The sequence below is a fragment of the Vagococcus allomyrinae genome (assembly GCF_017829975.1).
GTDB classification, from domain to species: Bacteria; Bacillota; Bacilli; order Lactobacillales; family Vagococcaceae; genus Vagococcus_D; species Vagococcus_D allomyrinae.
On the sequence record NZ_JAEEGA010000028.1, the window covers coordinates 1 to 21,413 of the forward strand.

General features: G+C 40.7%; 20 protein-coding genes. 3 read left to right on the forward strand and 17 right to left on the reverse strand.

Going from position 1 to position 21,413, the window contains the following annotated elements:
• On the forward strand, positions 1–1,075 hold a 1,075-nt coding region (locus I6N95_RS25800; protein ID WP_209532906.1), incomplete at its 5' end, for a glycosyltransferase.
• A gap of 101 nt (positions 1,076–1,176) precedes the next feature.
• On the opposite strand, the gene I6N95_RS25805 is transcribed toward I6N95_RS25800, so the two are convergent.
• The 9 genes from I6N95_RS25805 to I6N95_RS25845 form a co-directional block, all read right to left on the reverse strand.
• Positions 1,177–2,088: a ribokinase gene (locus tag I6N95_RS25805; protein ID WP_209532907.1), complete on the reverse strand. Its 912-nt coding sequence runs from the start codon at positions 2,086–2,088 to the stop codon at positions 1,177–1,179.
• Positions 2,081–3,025, reverse strand: coding sequence for a nucleoside hydrolase (locus tag I6N95_RS25810; RefSeq protein WP_209532908.1), 945 nt, complete (start codon positions 3,023–3,025; stop codon positions 2,081–2,083). Before I6N95_RS25810 ends, I6N95_RS25805 begins: the two co-directional genes overlap by 8 nt.
• The gene (locus tag I6N95_RS25815) at positions 3,022–3,819 is read right to left on the reverse strand and encodes an energy-coupling factor ABC transporter ATP-binding protein (protein ID WP_209532909.1); all 798 of its coding nucleotides are present in this window, start codon (positions 3,817–3,819) and stop codon (positions 3,022–3,024) included. The genes I6N95_RS25810 and I6N95_RS25815 overlap by 4 nt, the downstream gene beginning before the upstream one ends.
• Positions 3,820–4,662 carry an energy-coupling factor ABC transporter ATP-binding protein gene (locus I6N95_RS25820; RefSeq protein WP_209532911.1) on the reverse strand — a complete coding sequence of 281 codons (843 nt, stop codon included), beginning with the start codon at positions 4,660–4,662 and terminating at the stop codon, positions 3,820–3,822. It abuts the gene before it with no gap.
• Positions 4,659–5,399 (reverse strand): energy-coupling factor transporter transmembrane component T, encoded by a 741-nt coding sequence (locus tag I6N95_RS25825; RefSeq protein WP_209532913.1) that lies wholly within the window; start codon positions 5,397–5,399, stop codon positions 4,659–4,661. Before I6N95_RS25825 ends, I6N95_RS25820 begins: the two co-directional genes overlap by 4 nt.
• The gene (locus tag I6N95_RS25830) at positions 5,389–6,000 is read right to left on the reverse strand and encodes an ECF transporter S component (RefSeq protein WP_209532915.1); all 612 of its coding nucleotides are present in this window, start codon (positions 5,998–6,000) and stop codon (positions 5,389–5,391) included. Before I6N95_RS25830 ends, I6N95_RS25825 begins: the two co-directional genes overlap by 11 nt.
• A gap of 133 nt (positions 6,001–6,133) precedes the next feature.
• Positions 6,134–6,829, reverse strand: coding sequence for a Crp/Fnr family transcriptional regulator (locus I6N95_RS25835; RefSeq protein ID WP_209532917.1), 696 nt, complete (start codon positions 6,827–6,829; stop codon positions 6,134–6,136).
• 437 nt (positions 6,830–7,266) lie between these two features.
• Positions 7,267–7,614 (reverse strand): hypothetical protein, encoded by a 348-nt coding sequence (locus I6N95_RS25840; RefSeq protein ID WP_209532919.1) that lies wholly within the window; start codon positions 7,612–7,614, stop codon positions 7,267–7,269.
• Between the two features lie 302 nt (positions 7,615–7,916).
• Positions 7,917–8,987 (reverse strand): DUF805 domain-containing protein, encoded by a 1,071-nt coding sequence (locus I6N95_RS25845; RefSeq protein ID WP_209532920.1) that lies wholly within the window; start codon positions 8,985–8,987, stop codon positions 7,917–7,919.
• 463 nt (positions 8,988–9,450) lie between these two features.
• Here I6N95_RS25845 and I6N95_RS25850 point away from each other — a divergent pair, with 463 nt between their 5' ends.
• The gene (locus I6N95_RS25850) at positions 9,451–9,885 is read left to right on the forward strand and encodes a LytTR family DNA-binding domain-containing protein (protein WP_209532922.1); all 435 of its coding nucleotides are present in this window, start codon (positions 9,451–9,453) and stop codon (positions 9,883–9,885) included.
• A gap of 16 nt (positions 9,886–9,901) precedes the next feature.
• On the forward strand, positions 9,902–10,336 hold the full coding sequence (locus I6N95_RS25855) for a hypothetical protein (RefSeq protein ID WP_209532923.1): 435 nt from the start codon (positions 9,902–9,904) through the stop codon (positions 10,334–10,336).
• 394 nt (positions 10,337–10,730) lie between these two features.
• Here I6N95_RS25855 and gdhA read toward each other — a convergent pair whose 3' ends face one another.
• From gdhA to I6N95_RS25895, 8 genes are all read right to left on the reverse strand, one after another.
• On the reverse strand, positions 10,731–12,071 hold the full coding sequence (gdhA, locus tag I6N95_RS25860) for an NADP-specific glutamate dehydrogenase (protein WP_209532924.1): 1,341 nt from the start codon (positions 12,069–12,071) through the stop codon (positions 10,731–10,733).
• A 24-nt stretch (positions 12,072–12,095) separates the two neighbouring features.
• A complete protein-coding gene (locus I6N95_RS25865) occupies positions 12,096–13,310 on the reverse strand; it encodes an aspartate aminotransferase family protein (RefSeq protein ID WP_209532925.1) in 1,215 nt (404 codons plus the stop codon).
• Entirely contained in the window at positions 13,307–14,413 is a 1,107-nt protein-coding gene (gene buk / locus I6N95_RS25870) for a butyrate kinase (RefSeq protein WP_209532926.1), read from the reverse strand. The genes I6N95_RS25865 and buk overlap by 4 nt, the downstream gene beginning before the upstream one ends.
• Before the next feature lies 1 nt (position 14,414).
• Entirely contained in the window at positions 14,415–15,335 is a 921-nt protein-coding gene (locus tag I6N95_RS25875) for a bifunctional enoyl-CoA hydratase/phosphate acetyltransferase (RefSeq protein WP_209532927.1), read from the reverse strand.
• Between the two features lie 65 nt (positions 15,336–15,400).
• Positions 15,401–16,777, reverse strand: a complete 1,377-nt coding sequence (locus I6N95_RS25880; RefSeq protein WP_245249888.1) for an aldehyde dehydrogenase family protein — start codon at positions 16,775–16,777, stop codon at positions 15,401–15,403.
• A gap of 108 nt (positions 16,778–16,885) precedes the next feature.
• The gene (locus I6N95_RS25885; protein ID WP_209532928.1) at positions 16,886–17,590 is read right to left on the reverse strand and encodes a hypothetical protein; all 705 of its coding nucleotides are present in this window, start codon (positions 17,588–17,590) and stop codon (positions 16,886–16,888) included.
• A 32-nt stretch (positions 17,591–17,622) separates the two neighbouring features.
• Positions 17,623–19,089, reverse strand: coding sequence for a hypothetical protein (locus tag I6N95_RS25890; RefSeq protein WP_209532930.1), 1,467 nt, complete (start codon positions 19,087–19,089; stop codon positions 17,623–17,625).
• 1,256 nt (positions 19,090–20,345) lie between these two features.
• Positions 20,346–21,242, reverse strand: coding sequence for an AraC family transcriptional regulator (locus tag I6N95_RS25895; protein WP_209532931.1), 897 nt, complete (start codon positions 21,240–21,242; stop codon positions 20,346–20,348).
• Positions 21,243–21,413 lie beyond the last annotated feature (171 nt).

Here is a 21,413-nt window from a genome sequence, read left to right on the forward strand (position 1 = left end):
TTTTTCCCGAACGCTGGCCAGCATTGCCCAACAAACCCACTTGCCAGATGTGGTTTACATTATTGAAGATGGCTCAAAACCTGATTATGCGATGACTGAATTGGTTCATGAATGGCGAACGACGGTGCCTTTTAAGGTGCTCTACAAATATGTCCCCAATGCTGGTAAGCGGGTGGCGCAAAGTCATGCTTTTCGAGACTATCAAGATCGGACAGATTTATTTTTAACAATTGACAGCGACACGGTTCTCGATAAACGTGCCATTGAAGAAAGCCTGATTCCCTTTGCCGATGAGCAAGTCATGTCAGTGGCGGGGCTGTTGTTATCTATGAATGTGGATAAACCCTTGTCCAAGTTACTAAGCGTGAGCTTTCCTACTTCTTTTACAAATGGTCGTGCTTGTGCTTCGTGGTTCAACTCTGTTTCAGTCAGTTGTGGTGGCTTGGCTACTTACCGAGCCAGTGTGATTAAAGCTCATCTCGATCACTACCTGAATCAAATCGTCTTCGGACAGCGGGCCATGTTTGGCGATGACCGGATGTTGACCCATTATGCCGCTCTTATGGGCAAAACGGTTTACCAAGAAAGCTCTATCGGTTACACGTTGATGCCGGAAAACCTCAGTCATTTAACTCGCCAACGGGTTCGCTGGTGGAAAAGTTTTTGGTGGGGAGGGATGTTTCTTGTCAGACAGCACAGCCCTCGCTACATGATCTGGTGGATTATTGTGGCCCAGTATATTTCACAAGTCCTTTATGCCGTCGTTTTTCCAGTTATTTTGATCATCACGCCACTTAAGAATGGCGCCTTTCCTTGGGTAATTTTGCTTTATATGATTGGCTTAGGTGTGATGCGGTCGATTCGGTTACTGGGCATTAAACAAGCTGATGGTCATGCCTACTTACCGGTTTGGCGCTTTCTGATCCGGGTGTCGTTCTCTACTATGTTAAACATCTATCTCTGTACCTTACTTTCCTATTACAGCTTCTTTATGATGTGGCAGGTAACGGGCTGGGGGACACGAAATAAGGTGGAAGTGTCTTTGAAAAAAACGGAAACTGAACCTACCTCATAATTAATTAAGTTTTTTTATCAGAAAAGACCACCTAAAAGTTAGTGCCAAATGCTAACTTTTAGGTGGTCTTAAGTGTGAAAAATGACAATCATAAGGAAGAGCTATTTCCCGTTTTTTCTGGCGCTATCAAGCAGTTCCTTAGTAGGCATACCTACTTGAGCTCCCAGCTTTTCGACCGATAAGGAAGCTCCGATGGCCGCCAGTTCGACAGCTTCCAAAAGGTCTGCCCCTTGAGCCAAATAAGCAGCTAAAATCCCATTAAAGGTATCCCCAGCTCCTGTCGTGTCCTGAACGGTGACTTTATGGGCAGGAATGGTTTTAACTTGCTGGTTAACCACTAGTGAAACGCCCAAGGCGCCTCTTGTAACGATTAATTGTGTGGTTAATAGGTCTGAGAGAAAAAGTAAATCCGTTTCAACGTCTCCTGGTTCCCGAAAATGAGCCACCAGCTCAGCAAATTCCGTTTCATTTGGCGTCAGGTAATCCACATCGGCTAATAATTCCAACACCTCTTTTCGGTAAGGTGCTGGATTGAGGATCGTCAAACCTTGAGCGGCTTTCGTTAAGCGAAAGGCGGTTTTAAGGGCTTCGATGGGGATTTCCAGCTGTCCAAGAAGGACTTTTGTTGCTGTTAACAGCCCTTGCTGATTGTTAACATAGGAAACATCACACTGAGAATTCGCACCTGGGACCACAATAATCGTATTATCATCATGGGCTTGAGTGATGATGGCCGTTCCTGTGGGATAATCAGGCTCTACGTGGATGTGACTCAGATCCAAATGCTCCTTGGCCAATGTTGTCAGAATTTGGTCAGCGTGATCGTGGCCCACTTTTCCTAATAATATTGTCGAAATCCCTTGTCGGGCAGCGGCAACGGCTTGGTTGGCCCCTTTGCCACCGACAAAATACGCTAAGTCCTGCCCCATAATCGTTTCCCCTGCTTTAGGAAACCGTGGACTTGCGACAACAATGTCCAGATTAAGGCTGCCTAGTACAACCACTTCACTCATTGTTTTCCCACCTTTCATCTAGTTTCGCTAAAGCCTGAATCAGCAGGTTAGCAAACCGTTCACGGCAAACCGTTTCTAACACTAGCGTATTTTTCTCCTTGTCGGTTACCAAACGTTTATCCGCAAAGGTTTGCCCACGGCTGAGCCCTTCATTTGTCTCAACGTCTACAAAATAGTAGGTTCCACTAAACATATCAGGCTCCAATAAGTATGCAACAGCGCATAAATCATGGATAGGGCTATTAATAAAGCCGAATTGCTGGCCTGACTGATGATAAAAATGCAGTAGTTCATAAGCTAAATGGCTAACTGGTCCCTTGTGCTGCAATTCATTAATTTCGCTTAAAAGAATTTCAGCTTTTTCGGTAACGTCAAGTCCCGACATAATGATCGGTAAACCAGAGTTAAAGACGATCGACGCCGCTTCTGGATCCACATAACTATTAAATTCCGCTAGGGCTGTCACATTGCCATGACTGATACCGCCACCCATGAGACTAATTCCGGCTATTTTTGTCGTTAATTCGGGATAGGTTTTAAGCAATAACGCAATGTTCGTCAAAGGACCTAAGGCAACGATCATCACCGGTTGACTAGCTGCCAAAAGCTGCTCAGCCAGAAATGTTACAGCATTGTCCGAGACAAGGGGATAATCCTCACCAGCGAAATAAGGGCCATCCATACCACTTTTACCGTGGGCTTCGTCTGTAGGTTCGAGTTTTTTGATTAAAGGTCCCCCTTGACCTGAGGCTAGAGGGATCTCTGACTTAACAAAGGCCAAAATATTTTTGGCATTTTGGGTGACTTTTTCCAAGGTTTGGTTGCCACCGATGGTTGTAATACCGAGAATTTCCAGCTGCTCTTGATGAGCAATCGCCGTTAATATCGCCAAAGCATCATCATGCCCTGGATCACAATCAATTAAAATAGGGATCATTTAAAGCTCCTTTCCAACAACTCCTCGATCGTCATGACACCTGTTTTACCTAATAGTTTTGCTAACTGGCAGATATAGGGTTGTTTTAAATTCGCCAGTTTCAATAGCTGCTCATCCCAGAAAATTTGTTCAGGAGAGCCGTCTTTTCGTTTGGCCTTATTAGCAAAGACAATCACTCGTTTAAACTGACTGGCAACAAATTCCATATCGTGGGTGATCGTAATGACACTTTTCCCCTTCTGGGCCAACTGATCGATAATCTGTCCTAACAATTCTGTCGACTGACGATCTTGGCCGGCCGTAGGTTCATCTAAGATGATCACCTGAGGATCCATGGCGATCACAGCGGCAATTGTTACAAATTTCCGTTTGGAATAAGGTAAGTTATAAGGGTGCTCTTTCAAGGACTCTGCCAACCCACAAAGTGCGGCTACTTCAACAACTCGCTGTTGGATTAGCTCTTTAGTCAGTTTTTGACTGACTAATCCATAGGCGATTTCTTTATAGATCGTCTCTTGAAAAATCTGATCATCAGGGTTCTGAAAGACATAGCCGACACTGCGAGAGATTTCGGCTGTCGTCGCCCCTTTCGCGGATCGTCCTTCAACAAGGACTTCTCCCTGCGTGGGTTTTAATAAACCGTTCATCAGTTTAACCGTCGTCGTTTTACCAGCACCGTTTTGCCCAATAATCGCCACTGACTCACCTAGCTCAACCTTTAAACTCACATCCCTAACGGCTTCAAAACCGTTGGGATAGGTGTAAGAAACATTAGCTAATTCCAAGTAACTCATTTAGTCCACCTCCTGTAATAAACCGTAAGCTTCTGTCAAGGTTAAAGGCAGTCGGTCGATCTTCACTTTATTTTCAGCGACAGCTTTTAAAAAGAACTGAGTGACCTGAGGTAGTTGCCCACCTAGTTTCAACACTTCCGGATTAGTCAGGACCTCTTTAACGGTCCCCGCCAAGGCCAGCTTGCCTCCTTCTAGCAAAAGGATAGCATCACAATATTCTGCCAATAAATCAACTTTATGTTCCACTAAGATAATGGTTTTGCCTTGTTTTTTTAACAGTTGAACAATCTCAAAAATTTCTTCGGTACTCTGGGGGTCTAACTGAGAAGTCGGTTCGTCTAAAATCATAATTTCAGGGTCTAAGGCGACAATCGAGGCCAAAGCGACTCGCTGCTTTTGACCTCCAGAAAGCTCAAAGGGATGTTTGTTCTGCAAGTCTGTCAGCTTAAACAGCTGGATTAATTCCGCGACTTTTTGAATCATCTGCTGACGAGGAACCCCTAAGTTTTCCATGCCGTAGGCGATTTCTTCGTAGACCGTCTCCTTGACTCCCGACATTTGGGTAAAAGGATTTTGAAAGGAGTAGCCTACAACTGAGGCTAGCTCGCCTGCCTCATACGCTTCGATGGCTTGACCGTTGATGATCACCTCTCCCTGTATATCTCCTTGATAAATACTGGGAATAAAGCCACGCATAATATTACACAAAGTTGTTTTTCCTGATTCATTATTTCCGATTAAGCCGTAAACCTTACCTGATTCTATTTCGACAGAAAGGTCTTTAATAACTGGTTCCGTCTCTAAGGGGTAAGTATAGGTGATATTTCGTAATGTCAAACTCATTTAACAAACCTCCAGCCTATCAGCGCGACCACTATCAGCAAACAGCCCCCTAGGACTAAGTAGTCGGCCTTAGTTTTTGTTAATTCATAAATGGATGTCTTTTGCTTTTTTGAAGAAAAGGCGCGTGATTCCAAGGTCAACACTTTTTCTTCCGTTTGTTGAATCGATGATAGCACCAAAGGCCCAATCATAGGAACAAATGATTTGATTCTAATCAGCAGTGACCCTTCCATCTCCACGCCCCGCGACTTCTGCGCGTCGGTAATGGTTTGCGAAAGCATGGACATCTGAGGAACTAACTGAATGGTTGACGCCACGACAAAGGTCACCTTCTTGGGAACTCCTGATTTTTCCAAAGCATAATTAATGTCTTTAGTGCTGGTCACCTGGAAAAAGTAAATAATCGCCGAACTGATGCCGACAATTTTTGACGTCATCAAAAGGCTATTTTGAAAGCCACTTTCTGAATAACTAAAAATCCACCACCAAGACTGAGAATCTTCATTTTTCACGATCAACACTTGTATCACAAAGATAAACAGCACAATGATCAAAATCGATTTCAGAAAGACTGAGATAAAGTTTCCTGCGGTCTTTGAGATAAAACTTAAGCCGATTATCAGTGGCAATACCCCATATTGAAGGGCGTATCCTGATGAAAACATACAGGTTAAAACGATTACTAGTAGACAGAAAAACTTCGTTGATGGGTATAACCTGCCAATCCTAGTTTCCATGAGTCAGCACTCCCTTCTTAACATAAGGTGCGCCATAGTTTAATTTCACTAAGAAACGATCGGGAATTCGTCTGACAATCACCCAACTAATGGCAAAATTAATAATGGTGTTAATCGTTCCAGAAATCAGGTTGGTGGACATGACCGAGTTCCACAGTTCTTTGCCCGCAGCCAAAAAGGTGGCTGTGATTAAATCCGTTCCCGCTCCCGTAACGCCTCCAAACATAAAGACGGTCACAACGGCCGCCATGGCAGCAGAGACGACTGATAAAATAGCGCAGCCGATGACGACTCCCACCAGATTGGTATAAAATTTCCCTTTGGAAAGATAGCCTGAAATAAAGCCCACTCCCATGGACACCACGCCATAAGCAATGGCAATCGGATTAAGCATGCCACTGACAACATTGCCTAATAACCCTGTCAGTGCACCAATCCAAGGTCCCGCTATCATCGAGACCATGATCGTGCCAATCATGTCAATAAAGACTGGCAATTTTAAAATAGATGATAACTGATACCCTACCACATTCAATGAGACCCCGACTGGGATTAACAATAAAGCAATCAAAGGAAAGTCGTATTTTATTCCTCTTTTCATCTAATGAACCTCCTATTCATGAATCGCTTTCATTTCAATTAACAAGCTTGTTAGCACTCATTATAAAAGCATTTCAGACACAAAGAAAAGGACAGATGTCCGTATTCTAACCTAGTGACAACTATCCCTTAGTTTATATAATCAATCGTTTTTTCATTTTAGCATAGTGCTCCCTAGAGACTACCAATTGTTTCCCTTTCACCAGAACTTCATCACTTTCCTTTAGCTTCTTGATACTTCGTCCCACCGTTCTGACACTGAGGCCTACTTGATTGGCAATTTCCTCATAGCTCATTTGAACGACCAAGGTTGTTTTAGTGCGCGGATGCCAGTGCTGATCATAATAAGTAATGATAAACAAACGAACTCGATCGATTCCTGAATAAAAATAATAAATGCCATCGTTGCCAGAACGTTGATACAAGTCATCAGCCAGCAAAAAAGTACTTTTTCTAATTAATTCCAAATGAGTCATAATCACTTCGTAGACGAGGGCCGATGGTACTTTGACAACTTTCACATCTGTGAGGCAGGTAATGGTTGCCACATAACGTTCTTTGCGCCCTAATATTTCCAATAAACCTAGATTGCCATTTTTTTGATCCACTTGAAAATAGCGGTATTCATTGCCATCTTCATAGTGTCGCTGACCAATGGCGATGCCATCTAGCATAAAATAGACATATGCCGGAAAATCCCCTCTTTCCACCATGGTTTGTCCTGATTCGAATCGTAATACTTGCCCTTGATGTTCGATATAAGGTGCAATGTCTTCATAGTTCAATGTTGTTTGACTGCGGTACTTATCCCAAGCCTCTTGTAATGTCATTTGCTTTCCCCCTTCTAACGCAAACATCCCTTAGTTTCTTTTTAGTTTACAGGAGCTTTTCTAATAATGCTAGTTAAGGGTATGAAAATAAGGGTAAATTTGAAACACAAATAACGCTATACTAGTGATAGCACAGCGTAATTATTAATTGATTTGCCAATTAGCTATCAACCATAAAAAAGCAGTCTGTAAATCAGTATGTTCCCTTAAATCAGAAGCGAGTAGTCCTTCTATTAACTGGATCCTTTGGTTTTAGTAAGCTCTGTTTAGCGTAAGTTTTAACCACTGAATGCCTGCTCTTTTCACTATGATTCTACCTCATTAATAACATTACATGTCAGAGATTCATCAATAGTAAGGATCTCCAAGAAGGTAAAAACGGGGTCTTCAACTTGTAGACTCCTGGCGAGTCGTCAGGGTTTTCTTTAGTACAATAATCATTTTTCATTTTCCTTCTTTGCCTTATTTTCAAAATACGCATTCAGTATATAAATGAAAAGCACCATTACAATTGTTATTCCAATCTTCCGACCATCTATTTCATGGCTGGTCTTTTTCGGCATTGATCTGCTACTTGAAGGCCCAAAAGGCTCAAAAAACTCCAAAACAGCCAGCATTCCTGCAGTAAACAAAGTCAGCACAGTGTAAAGCATCCAATAAAGTAACTTTTTCATTCGAATAGAGATCTTTCCTATTTTGACCCCTTTCTCGATGACATAGTGCCCCCCCACATTGCCGAATAAAATTATAACAAAGGTGAGTATCAGTAATATATAAGGAATCATGTCAACCTCCATTGTTAGTTTTTTCAAAAAAATAGAATAACGTTGCACCACTAACTAAACAGTAGCCAAAGACTAATATCAATAATATATAGAGCAACATGTAGCACTCCTGACTTTCACACAATAAAAATAAACTAGATACATCCTGTTAAATAATCAAACAGATAGTTCCATTGGATAATTCGCATAATCATCCGCAAAGAGTGGTACTTTCAGCTTTTTTCTGGCTGAAAGTTTAACGGGAAAGGATGATTATTTAATGGGAACTATATATTACTACTTCTTCTCGATCACCTCTGACTTCACTCATAGACATATCCTGCTTCAATAGCTACTTTCAAAGCTTCCTCCAAAGAACTATCAGATAATTTGGCAATGTTTTCCACAGCTGGTACTAATGAGCTTGGGTCGAATTTACCAGTATCGATATCATCTATCACGTACTCCATAGCCGTTATCCGATAATTAATCGATTCTTTCATTTTTTTTGCAAAAGTTTCTTTATTCGCCTCTCCTACAAAACGATCATCATTTAGAAAAAACAGCTGACGTTGATAATCAAAAATGCCAGTAACCATTGAACTACGAATAGAGGTTTCTGTCATGCCATCAGCCCAACCTTTTACCCAATTCGCTTGCCAATTATAGTCAAACTCCGTCAGCACTTTTTTGGCGTCTTTCACAAAATCAGCCGATGATAGATTAGTCATTTCTTCCTCGACTGTGGCAGTCGTTGTTGATTCTTTTGTCTCTAGATCAGCCGAAATGCTTGTAGAGGCCGGAGATGTCACTGATTTTTTTGCCGAATTGCCAACAGGTCGGAACAACATATAGAGACCATTTATCAACATAAGGATGGCTAACACCCAAAACCACCATCTCTTATAGAATGATTTTTTTTCTTTTATGATATAAAATCTACCATCTGGCCCAGTTACCTCTCTTTTATTCAGTTGTTCCTCTTCGTTATCCGTTAACCTAAATGAATGATCACTTGCCCCTGTTACTTTTTCTAGCACTCCACGTGTCGGAAGACAATGCAGAACCGTTAGTATCATATCACCAACAAATGGGATCAGCCTAATGAAGATCAGCCATCTCGGCAAATCAGCATCTGCTAACCGTCTGACACTTATGGAAAGGTTTGGGATCAGGATGATTAAGAGGTAGCAATTAATAAAGAACAATGTTAACTTTACATAAAATTCGCCATCTGGGTCATAGGACTTCCACAATATAATGGCCAGCATCGGCAATATAACAAGAATATCCACGATTGTTTTTAGTAAAATTGCTAACCAATACTCTTTTCTCGTTGTTCTTCCTTTAAAATTGGCATAATTTAGCCAAAATAACTTATACGCACGCCACATTCGTTTACTCTCCTTTATGTTTAATTCTCAATCTGCTTGTAGTTCATCGTTTAATTGATTTTTTTCTTTTAATTTGACAGATAATACCAACACCATATGCATCTCAACAATCAATCCACTAATAACATTTCTAAATGTTCCCTGTAAGTCGCTCCGTTCAAATTTTTTTGTGATTTGAACAATTTCAGATTAACAAGAATTAAAGGAAAAAGAAATATCATGGTCTTTAGAATGCTTATTTAGGTACACAGAATACATGACAAACTGTTTACCTCATATTTTAATGGTATATAATTAGGATATATAGCTCCTATTAAATAATGACGATCAATCGTTAAACTTCCAGCTAAAAAGAAGCTGAAAGCACCACTTTCTGCTCGTCATTATGTTGATAATCCAATGGAACTATATGTTCGGATTATTTTACGGGATGTATATAGATCGGTTTGAAAGGAGAAACAGCATGGATATATTTGTAAAGGAAGACCCTCGTGCAGCTAAAGAAACCATCAATATTAAGTGCTTTAAACAAAATGAAAAAATCAAACGCGTTGTTTTGGCAATCAAGTCTGTGGACGATAACCTCAAAGTCTATGCAGATAAAGAAGCCGTTCTCATAAACAAATCGGAAATACTCTATATAGAAGTAGTGGACAGAAAAATATTCGTCTACACTTCTGATACTGTTTATGAGCTAAAAAAATCGCTGGAAGATCTTGAAAAAGAACTTTATCACTATGGTTTTTTCCGAGTATCTAGAACCACCCTGCTTAATATCAACAAAGTGAAAAGCATCAAGCCTCTTGGCAATCAAAAATTTATTGCAAGGGTCGGTGATTTTGAGAAAGTCGAAATTTCACGCAAATACGCGCGAAAAATCATTGAAATACTAAATTAGAAAGAGTTGGTGAGAAATGCTGAATTTTTTAATAAAGGTTTGGAATGCTTATTTAGACAGTGTCGCTCTGGCTTTGATAGGTATTGTGGCCTACTTTATTATCAACGGGCACAGCGATAGTAATGTGCCACTGATTGTTCTTTTAGAAATTTTTGTTGTTTTTCTGTTGGCATCCGTTGTTCAAAATACATTGCTTAATCAAGATAAGGAGTATGAGAACAAAGAGGTCGTTTTACGAGGCATTATTTTTTTCGTATTTATTTGTTCCTTGGTCCTCTTCGTTTCCATGGGATTAAATCACTTAACAAAACCGTTGGAAATTTTAACCGCCATTGGCTTAGCTGCTGCATTTTACTCAATGCAATTTGCTTTTGTCTATTTCACGAGTTATCGAGAAGCCAGAAAATTAATGAGAGCGATTGAAAACTATCAAGAGGAACAAAAAAAATGAACAAGGGCTTATAGTATTGTCAACAGTCGATCGACTTTCTTCAATCGTTTATGAAATAACGCCTGCTGCTGACTAATGCGCTTCAACATCAATTAGTCATGGTGAAAAGCCCCTCTTTGGACAGCGATGGTATCTGATAGTTGCTCTTTTAGTTTGTAAGCTCCAACTCAATAATATTAACCATTTTTCTACTAACATACTTAAGCGATAGACCTCCCAAAAATAATCTGACGAGATAGTTCCACTGGATTGATCGCTTTCACTTAGAATTTGTTGAGATCGAAGCTTTGCGTAAAGATTATTTAACTGGAACTATATCTGCATTTATTCTGGAAAAAAAGGACTGTCAGATATTCAGCTTGCGAATTTTCTGACGGTCCCTTAGTTAATTTAATTAGATAACCCCTAAATCAATCATAGCATCTGCAACTTTGACAAACCCACCAATATTTGCTCCATTAACATAATTGACATACCCATCTTCTTCCGTCCCATAGTCCAAACAGGTTTGGTGGATATTTTCCATAAAGCCATGAAGCTTCTCGTCCACTTCTTCAGACGTCCAACTATAATGCATGGCATTTTGTGCCATCTCTAGGCCAGATACTGCCACGCCGCCAGCATTAGCCGCTTTTCCAGGAGCAAACAATAATTTATTTTCAGTAAAAAGGTGCATAGCTCCCTCCGTTGATGGCATATTAGCCGCCTCGCAGACACAGATGACACCATTTTTTATCAAGGTCTTCGCGTCTGATTCGTCCAGTTCATTTTGACGAGAGGAAGGAATGGCAATGTCCACAGGCACTTCCCACGGGCGCTTGCCTTCAACATAAGTTACGCCATACTTATCTGCATAATCTTTGATCGGTCGACGGTACACGGTCCAAAGGTCTTTAATATAGTCAAGTTTTTCTCCACTGATTCCCTCTTCATCGTAGATATAACCGTATGGATCAGCTGCTGTCACTACTTTTGCCCCTAACTCATCTAATTTCTCAATTAAATATGACCCGACATTCCCATACCCCGATACCGATACTCTTTTACCAGCTAAGACTTGATTTTTTCTGGCCAACATACACTGAACAAAGTAAGCTACACCATAACCCGTCGCTTCTGGTCGAATTAAACTACCTCCCCAACCGATTTTTTTACCAGTGAAAACGCCACTAAATTCATCCATGATTCGTTTATATTGACCATACATGTAGCCAATTTCTCGATGGCCCACGCCAATATCACCAGCCGGAATATCTGTATTTGGTCCTATATGACGGTGTAATTCGTTAATGTATGATTGGCAAAAACGCATAACCTCACTATCAGATTTTCCAACACCATCAAAGTCTGCTCCCCCTTTGGCAGCCCCCAAAGGCAAGGAGGTTAAGCTGTTTTTAAAAATCATTTCAAACCCTAAAAACTTTATTGTATCCAAGGTAACATCTGGTGCAAAACGGATGCCTCCTTTAAACGGACCAATCGCACTATTAAACTGAATTCGCCAGCCACGATTCACTTGAACAGCTCCTCGATCATCGATCCAAGGCACTCTAAACGTGATGATTCGCTCTGGCTCAATCATCCGCTCTAATAATTTATTTTCAGCGTATTGTGGATTCTTTTCTACAAATGGGGCAATTGACATCATCACTTCTCTCACAGATTGATGGTATTCCTTTTCTAATGGATCTTTCCTCATTACCTCAGCCATAAATTTATCAACATCTAAAATCATTCTCTTCCCCCTCTTCTTCTCCGATCACTTGATCAAGCTTTCCACTACTTGACGTAAAATATTAATCGCCATGTCACATTCCTTCTCAGTAACAATTAGTGGCGGCACCATACGAATGGTATGAGAGCCAATAGCTGTTGTTAAGAGTTTTTGGGCAACGGCTCCACGCTTGATTTCGACGGCATTAACTTCATTAAATTCTACGGCAACTAATAGCCCCTTACCGCGAACTTCCTTAACATCTGGTAATGTGGCAAGTTGTTCCATAAAGTACTGACCTATTTGTTTGGCGTTTCCTGCCAAATCTCGCTCTAGCAACTCACCTATTTGCGCATAAGCAGCTGCACACGCGACTGGATTTCCACCATAAGTTGACCCATGTGTGCCTGCTGAAAAGGTTGCCGCGTATTTATCCGTTGTACAAATCGCACCAATCGGCATTCCTCCCCCCATGGCCTTGGCCATTGAAATGATGTCAGGTTTAACATCATAGTTTTGAAACGCCATCACACTTCCTGTGCGGCCCCAACCGGTTTGTATTTCATCGAATAGTAATAACAGTCCCTTTTCATCGCATAAATCACGAAGCCCTTTTAAAAATTCAGGTGTTGCCGGAATTACGCCACCCTCTCCTTGAATCGGCTCAACCATGATCGCAATCGTGTTGTCCGTAACCAGCTCTTTAAAAGAGTCTAAATCATTAAACTTAGCGTAGGAGAAGCCTGGAACCATCGGCTTAAATCCCATTTGGATCACGTTATCGGTCTGACCAGTCGCTGACATGGCCCCATAGGTTCGACCGTGAAAACTATCGAAAGCTGTAATAATTTCATAGCGATTCGGACCATAATGATCAACACCGTATTTTCGTGCCAGCTTAATCATCGCTTCATTAGCCTCAGTACCAGAGTTTTGATAAAATATCTTATCCATGTCAATCGCTTGGCAAATTCTTTCTGCTAATAGGGCTTGCGGAATCGTGTACGGATAATTAAAGGTGTGGATAATATCATCTACTTGATTCTTAATGGCAGCAACTACTTTGGGATTGCGATTCCCGGCACTGTTAACCGCCACACCTCCATAAAAATCCAAGTAGCCCTCGCCATTCTCATCATATAGATAAACACCTTCAGCCCGTTCCGCAATAAAATCATACCGCTCATACGTTTCAATCATGTATTTATTCGTCAATGCTTTAATTTCTGCACTCGTCTTGTTACTATCACTTAATTTCATGATAATCCCTCCAAAATTTTTGATTCATTTGGGTAATACTGAATCGCTTCTTCACCTTTTAACACACGAATTACACCTAAAGCCAGAGCTTTCATCTCTTCTTCCCCTGGAAAAATCTGAATTGGGGCTAAAAAGTTGACATATTCTTTTAACCAGGCCATTAAAAGCTTGTCATGAGCCAAACCGCCTGTCAGTAAAATGCCATCTACTTGGCCTTTTAAGACGACACACATCGCCCCAATTTCTTTGGCAATTTGATACCCCATCGCTTGATAAACTAATTTAGCTTGCTGGCTACCTTCTCGAATCATTTGTCCAATTTTACGACCATCATTGGTTCCTAAGTAAGCGACTAAGCCACCATGACCAATTAATTTCTTAAGCAACTCATCTTTACTGTACTCTCCTGAAAAGCAAAGATCGATGACCGAGCCAAAAGGTAAACCACCTGTACGCTCTGGTGAAAAAGGGCCGTCACCATTCAGAGCATTGTTCACATCGATCAATCGCCCGCGCCGGTGAGCACCAACTGAAATTCCTCCTCCTAAATGGGCGATCACATAATTCATTTCTTCGTATCGTTTCCCCGCCTGTTGGGCCGCCATCCGGCCAACTGCCCGTTGATTTAAAGGATGATCTTTTGACTTTCGTTGGATCAAAGGTGTTCCTGAAAAGCGCGCTACTGGTTCTAGTTCATCTACAACAACGGGATCAACCACATAAGCTTTGACACCAATAGCCACGGCAAATGCATGAGCCAAAGGACCTCCCAAATTCGATGCATGCTCCCCCATGACACCAACTTTTAAGTCTGCCAACATGGCTTGATTAACTTCATAGGTCCCCCCCACAACGGGTTTCATATTACCACCTCGAGCAATTACCCCGTCAAAGGTATTCAACTCAATCTGCTTGGTTACTAATAGCTCTCGGATTAAGTCATATCTGAAATCGAGTTGGTCATAAATAGTGTCAAAACGGCGAATATCATCTGGTGAGTGGGTCAAACTCTCTGTAAACACTTCCTGTTCATTTTGAAAAACAGCTATTTTGGTAGAGGTAGAGCCGGGATTAATGATTAAAAAACGATAAAAATCGGCCATGCTATTTCCTCGCTTTCTGATTTTGTTGAATCAATAGAGCTAATGCCATTGACTGCAGTTTGGCTAAGTCAGAGCTAGCTCGTGAAGTTAAGATAATCGGTTCTCGCGCCCCCATAATCACGCCAGATTTTTCTGCTTGAGCAAAATATTCCAAAGACTTATTAAGAATATTGCCCGCTTCAATATTAGGCATGATAAGAATATCGGCCTGACCAGCTATGGGGTCTGTGATTCCCTTCACTCTGGCGGCTTCTTCAGAAATGGCGTTATCCAACCCTAAAGGCCCTGCCAACACCCCGGGGGAGAAGCGCTGCTGCTCCCGGTTCATTCGGACTAACTCAGCGGCCTCAACTGTGGCTGGCATTTTAGGATTGACGGTTTCTGTCGCACAGACCAGGGTAATTTTCGGCTGATTAATTCCCAATGCTAAGGCAACCTCAAGGGCATTTTCAATAATCACAGCCTTTTCTTCCACATTAGGCAAAATAGTCATCGCAGAATCACTCAGAATCAGTAAGCGCGGGAATCGTTCTAAAACAAAGACTCCAACATGACTGAGCAACGTCCCACTTCGTAAGCCTCGTTCCTTATCCAACACCGCCTTTAACATGACAGAGGTTTCAACGATGCCCTTCATAGGTAAATCTGCCTGGCCACTATTAATCAAATCCACGGCTTTCTGGCAAGATTCTCTGTTGTTTTCACAGTTGATCATTTCATGCCTTTTTAAATTCAAGCCGACTACTTTTGCCAATTCTTCAATTTTTTTTTGGTCGCCAATTAAAATTGAACTAGCTAAGCCAATGTCATCTGCCAACTTAACTGCTGCTAATACTTTTCTGTCCTGAGCCACAGCTACGGCAATTTTCGGCTTAACTGGACGTTTGGCGGCGATCACCATCTCGTCAAAATTTGTAATCATTTTCATCCTCCTCTATTGACCACCACTTTTTCAAGAAATCCTCTCGTTACTTGCACCCTTAATTATTAACGCCAAATCTCCGCGTCACTTGGAATCACCCGATCTGGAATAACGGCTGCAATCCGGCTGATATTAACCAAATGAGTCCACCATAAATTCTCACTAATGCTATTGTTTCCCCAACTCCCACAACCTAAGGTCCCAGTCGGATTAAGACCATTATTCATCGCTCCCCCTAAACCGGAAGATCCTTGTTGGTTGACCACTAAACGAGAAACTGGAAGCAAATTGCCTAACTCTTCAATATGGTCTTGATTATGTGAATGAATCACAGCCGAATGCCCTGCTCCCTCAAACAATAAATTGGTCTTAGCAATGTTTAGCGCTTCTCCCCAATTTTGATAGCTGATGATCGATAATACTGGACATAATTTCTCTTTTGTAAATAATTCCGCTGCACCAAAGGCATCGATTTTAACGAAAATAAACTTAGCATTTTTCGGGATGTCAATTCCCAACAATTTCCCAATTTGATAGGCTGATTTCCCCACTACCTCTGGGTTAATCCGACCTTCGGGAAATAATCTGTTTCGAAACATCGCTTTTTCCTCTGATTTAATCGGGTAACCACCACGAGCTGTTAAGGCTGATTCAACATTCAAATCATCTCGGTGGGGATAAATTAACGTTTGTTCACAGGTACATAAAATCCCATTATCATATGTCCGACCGGCTACTACCATGTCGATATAATCTTCGACCATCACATCATCATCTACCACACATTGAACATTTCCAGCACCGACACCAAAGGACGGTTTACCAGAAGAATAGGCCGCCTTGACCATGGCTGGTCCGCCTGTCGCAATAGTTGCATCACACATTCCCATAACCGCTTGAGTATGTTCCAAAGTGGGATTGTCAATAATCTGAATCAAATCTTCTGGTGCCCCAATTTTTTTCAGAGCCTCTCTCATAACCTTAACTGTTTGACGCCCCGACTCTTTCCCTCTAGGATGAGGCGAGACGATCAACGCATTCCCACCCTTTAACGCAATCATAGCATTTTGCATCGGCGTCATCGTGGGATTAGTTGTTGGGGTGACGGCACCGATAACCCCAATTGGCTTGGCAATTTCAATCAAGCCTTCCCCTTCAATATGGCGAATAATATGACGACTCTTTTCATGTTTTATCTTATTCCAAACAGCTTTCGACTTTCCTTGATTTTTGACAATCTTATCTTCGTAGATGCCCATTTGAGTTTCTTTAACTGCTAATTCTGACAATGATTCTGCTGCGTCATAAACAGCTTTACCAATGACTTTTACTGCTTCATCAACTCGCTCTTGAGACCACTTTTCAAATTTTTCTTGAGCCGATCGCCCCTTCTCAACCAATTTCATCACTTCTAATTGAACAGCTGTGTCCTCATTCATCATCACTTTCCCTCTCCTTTATAACTTATTTAACCAACCTATACCAGCATTATTGCTATGCAGTTCCCACATACTTAAAAAGGACTAAGCTATCTGTAGCAACAACGATGTTTAACTTTTTTTCCGACGCCAATACAGTAACAAGACATACAAAACAACAACATTAAGAGCAGCAAAGGTACTTACAAGTAGTTCCTGTTTGTTACTTCCATCTGTATGAACGGTCACCTTCTGTTTACTTAAAAAGCTCACTGCTTCTTTAGCTGAAATAATGGTTTTGTCAGCAGCGTATAAACCTATCACCTCTTCTTTTTCCGTCAATATCGGCGTTCCCCCAGTTCCCCCCTCCTTCTGAGCTACTATCTCATAATCACTCAATCGCTTACCTGAATCATTTCGTACTAAAACATCCCCCTTTAGATCCATTCCATTTTGTTCCGTTTTAAACTGAAGTGCCCGATGTTGCCTGACTTTCTTGTCCAATTTAATCAAACTCAGCGGGGGCACTGACTCATTTGCGACAACTGTGCCGCTAATTCGCTGATTCTTTTCACCCGCTTTATTGGGTAGCACAACTATCACTTTCTCATTTATGACAGGTTGCTCCATCTCAGGATAACTAGTTAAAACAAAAGACAATTTACGACTAGATTTGCCAACTAAAAGAGCCGTTTGCTCCGGGCTTCTGTTAGTCGCTTCAACGATAGCCACACTCTTGTTCACTGAGCGAAACATTTGAAAAATAGTCATAAGCAACACCAGCATCACAGCCAGCAACAAAACCACCATTCTCCGAGAACTTTTTAACAGTGTCAATTGACTGTCACCTAGCTTTCATTTACGATTAATCACACCTTTGCTTGTTCCTCTGCCTCAGCCACGATTTCCTTAATGTCTTCCTTTTCCTCTTTGACTTGCTCTTCCAAGTTTCGTCCACCAGAGAACAAAAATTCCACAATAACTGAGATGACAATTCCGGCTAACAAACCGATATGTGGTTCCGTCACAGACATAATTGCGCCAGTCACTCCTGCCACGCCTTTTTGAACCGTTGTTTTAGTCATGCCAAATCCAATATTAAAACAAGCAAACGCTTGGATCATCAGAGTTAAGCTCATCCCTAGGGGTAAAATTGGATTGATCAAAGCCACTAACGGTAAGGTAAAGGTGGCAACCATCTTCGCTAAGTCAAAAGAAATTACGCCGCCAAACAGCGAATACATACTTTTTTTGCCCTGTTTATACCGTTCGACTGTGGTTACTTGCATGGCTGTCCATAATGGTCCCGACATCACCACATTAGGTGCAAACACACCTTGAATGATATTACGTGCTCCAGTTAAAATATTGGCACGATCTGGATTAACATCGACTTTTTCATCTGGCCGTGCTTCACCAGCTTCTGTGTTCAACTCCGTCGCCACGACGATATTCCCAAAAGAAATAATGTACGTGATAAAGGCCACTGGTAAGGCACTCAGAATAATCCTCATCGGTGGAATACCAAAAGCAAATAAGCTAAAGGTGTTGAACCCTTCTTTAAGACCAGGTATTGGGTTAAAAAATATTCCTTGACTTAAATCAAAGACTGGTAAGGGGAGTTCTCCAACAATCACACCCACTAAATAGGCAATAAATAGAGCTGGTACAAAGCCTGCTTTGGCCAATAACTTGATTAAACCGTTATCCTTATCTAGTTTAATTTTGTTGAAGCCTGTCGAATACAATAAAAAGAGCGCAACTAATATTCCTACCGTCCATGAAATAGGGTATTTAAAGATACCAGATCCTCCCTTATCCAAGGACATAAACCCATATTTTCCAGTTATTGCGGAAACACCTGCTCCGATTAATATCCCTGCCTTAATCGATGTTGGTACCCATGTCACCAGCTTTGTTGCAATCCCTGTCAAACCAAAAATAATGAAAAACAATCCTAGAATTACTTGTAAAGATACTAAAGCTTGGATCTTATCTTGCATCGTACCAAAACCTAAAATCCAAGTCGTAATCAATGGAATCGCCGGTGTTATCCAGCCGCTAATGGTCGGCTCCCCAAGCATCCCATAAAACACTTCCAAAGTTTCATGAACACAAACAACAGCTAGCGCTACTGCGAAAGGAAGACCAAAAATATCCTCCATATAAGCAATAGCAGACACTCCCACTACAAATACCACCAAGGCTTGAATTGCTTCTGGCACTTCAAAAGGGGCGTGAACAAATGGGATTCTAAGATTAAACATCCCCATTTTTATACCAGGTTGCTCATCACCCTCTTTTTTTCTTTTAGCTGAAGGTAGCATAATCGACAAACAAATCACTCCTTTCATTTTTTACATCGACAACACGCGCTATATCAAACTCCCCCACTTTTCAAAATAAAAATAAAATCACATAATTTCTACTCATAATTCTTTAGCTATGCCTGAACTACTCATGTAAAACCAAAATACAAACTATTTCCACCTCCTTCAAATAACGTTTATTTAAAAAAATAAAAGCGATCCCTCAAAAATATCTCCTTTAGTTTTTTCTTTTCAAATAAATACTTTTACTGAAAACATAATGTAAATTCAAAATAGGATTAAACTCAAATTTGGAAAACGCTTTCTTTTCACGTTCATATTATCACATCGAAAGAAGTTGTCAACAGGATATTTCACAAATAAAAACCGAATAACACCAAGCTTTTATAGACATTTTTGTGAAAAACGGACAAAATTTTTTCTATATTCCCCCAAAATGAAAACTTTCAATGTTATAATCAACATTTTTAGAAAGCGCTTTCTTGTTGAGGATTGTTATAATTGGTGAATTATTGTTTATTTCCATTGTAATTCTATCCGAAAACCACTAAATAAAGAAAACGCTACCACTATCAGTGATCAAGTTATTATCGACATATAAAATAACATAATAAAAACAATTACTTTCTAACCGTTTTTTAATTTTTCTTTCTCTGGTGTCTTCCTCATACAAAATTAAATTACTTACTTCTGAAATTTAACCGTCACCTATAGCAGATGTTTTTAGTAACTAAACTGATTACACTGTGAGAGAGTACCGTTCAATTGAGTAAAATAGATGGTTACCGAGTGACTAGGCTCCCCTTGACTTGGAGTAAAAAGTATTGTTGCCAGGAAGATACGTATGTTTTAAAGGGGAATAAGGAAGACGGTCGGTTATCATTTTAGGATATTTAAACTGCTACTGATGTCAGATGATTATTTAACGCGATGTTTTTACTTTCTTTAATAAAAGAACAGCTACCACTATGACACTAGTCGATTATTTCGGTACAGGTCAGAAAATTTGACATAAAGGGGGCACATCAAGGAACGGCTAGAAAAAGTGGATGAGTTGAAATGTGGGAAAATTATTGTCATCATTCAGCAAGTATCATGGGGATAATGAGTCGAATCACACGAAAAAGAACCCCGTATTGATTGGCACATCAATACAAGGTCAGCAGACTTACAATCAAACACAACCAAGATAGTTTCTTCTGAATTCTATCTGCCTCCCCTAAAATAATCAGGAGAGACAGTTCCACTGAATTTAGCGTATACTATAACAACTTCAACCACAACTCCATACAACAAATACCATCATAAGCCAAATACTTCTCCACAGAAAAAGCTGCTGTGGTTTGATTGTGTTTAGGCAACCAAACGCCGAAAAGATAGTGATAGGCTTGATCAAGGCCGACAGTTACCAGCTCTTCTTTCGTCTCTGCCTCAATTTTACAAACTAGATAGTTACCACTAGGAACTGTTTTTTTTACCATCCCTTCCACCTCAAGATCAGGGTTTTCAATGAGTCCCCCAGTAAAATAAGTAAAAGTTTCCTGATTGGGTTGAAAATCAAAGGACATTCCCATCTCGACTTGGATTGGTTGGCCTAGCTGATGTTTTTCACTGTGAAAGGTTTGCCAAAGTTCTCCTGGTCGATCAATGCCTGTTTGTTCTCCTACTGGCACTTGTTGAACTTTGATAATCTCCCCTTCCACGCCAATGTAAACTTCTGGTTCAGCCTCTTTTTGACTGATCTCAAGAATCATATTCCCTATAATAAGTGGCACGTTTTCTTCCATCAATGAATAATTGGCTGAAATGTTCGGTTTCTTGATAACATTCATCAATGGTTTAGTTTTTCGATAGTCCTCAGGTGTCAGGTGATAGACTTCTTTAAAGGCCCTAGTGAAATTGGAATGATCTGAAAAACCTAACTCAAAGGCAATATCGATGATTCGTTCCTCTGTCTGGTTTAATTTTTCCACAGCTTTTGCCAATCGGCGTAGTTTAATATATTCGTGAACCGATTTTTTCACCAGTCGTTTAAATAAGCGCTGAAAGTAAAAAGTGGAAAGAAAAACTCTGTCTGCTAAAACCTTCGTTTCAATGTCTTCAGATAAATGTTCCTCAATGTACGTTAACGATTCGTCAATTGCTTCCCATGCGTGCATCTTGCACCTCCTTGTTTGATATCTTTATCATAACTCAACTATTTGTGCGTAACTGGTCAGTCAGTGCTCAAAAAAAGTTGCTTAGGGATCATCTCTGAAATAGAATCACTCTCATTCTATCACCTAACATTACCAAAAAAAAGGATCTTCAAGGTCGATTGAAACACAGCG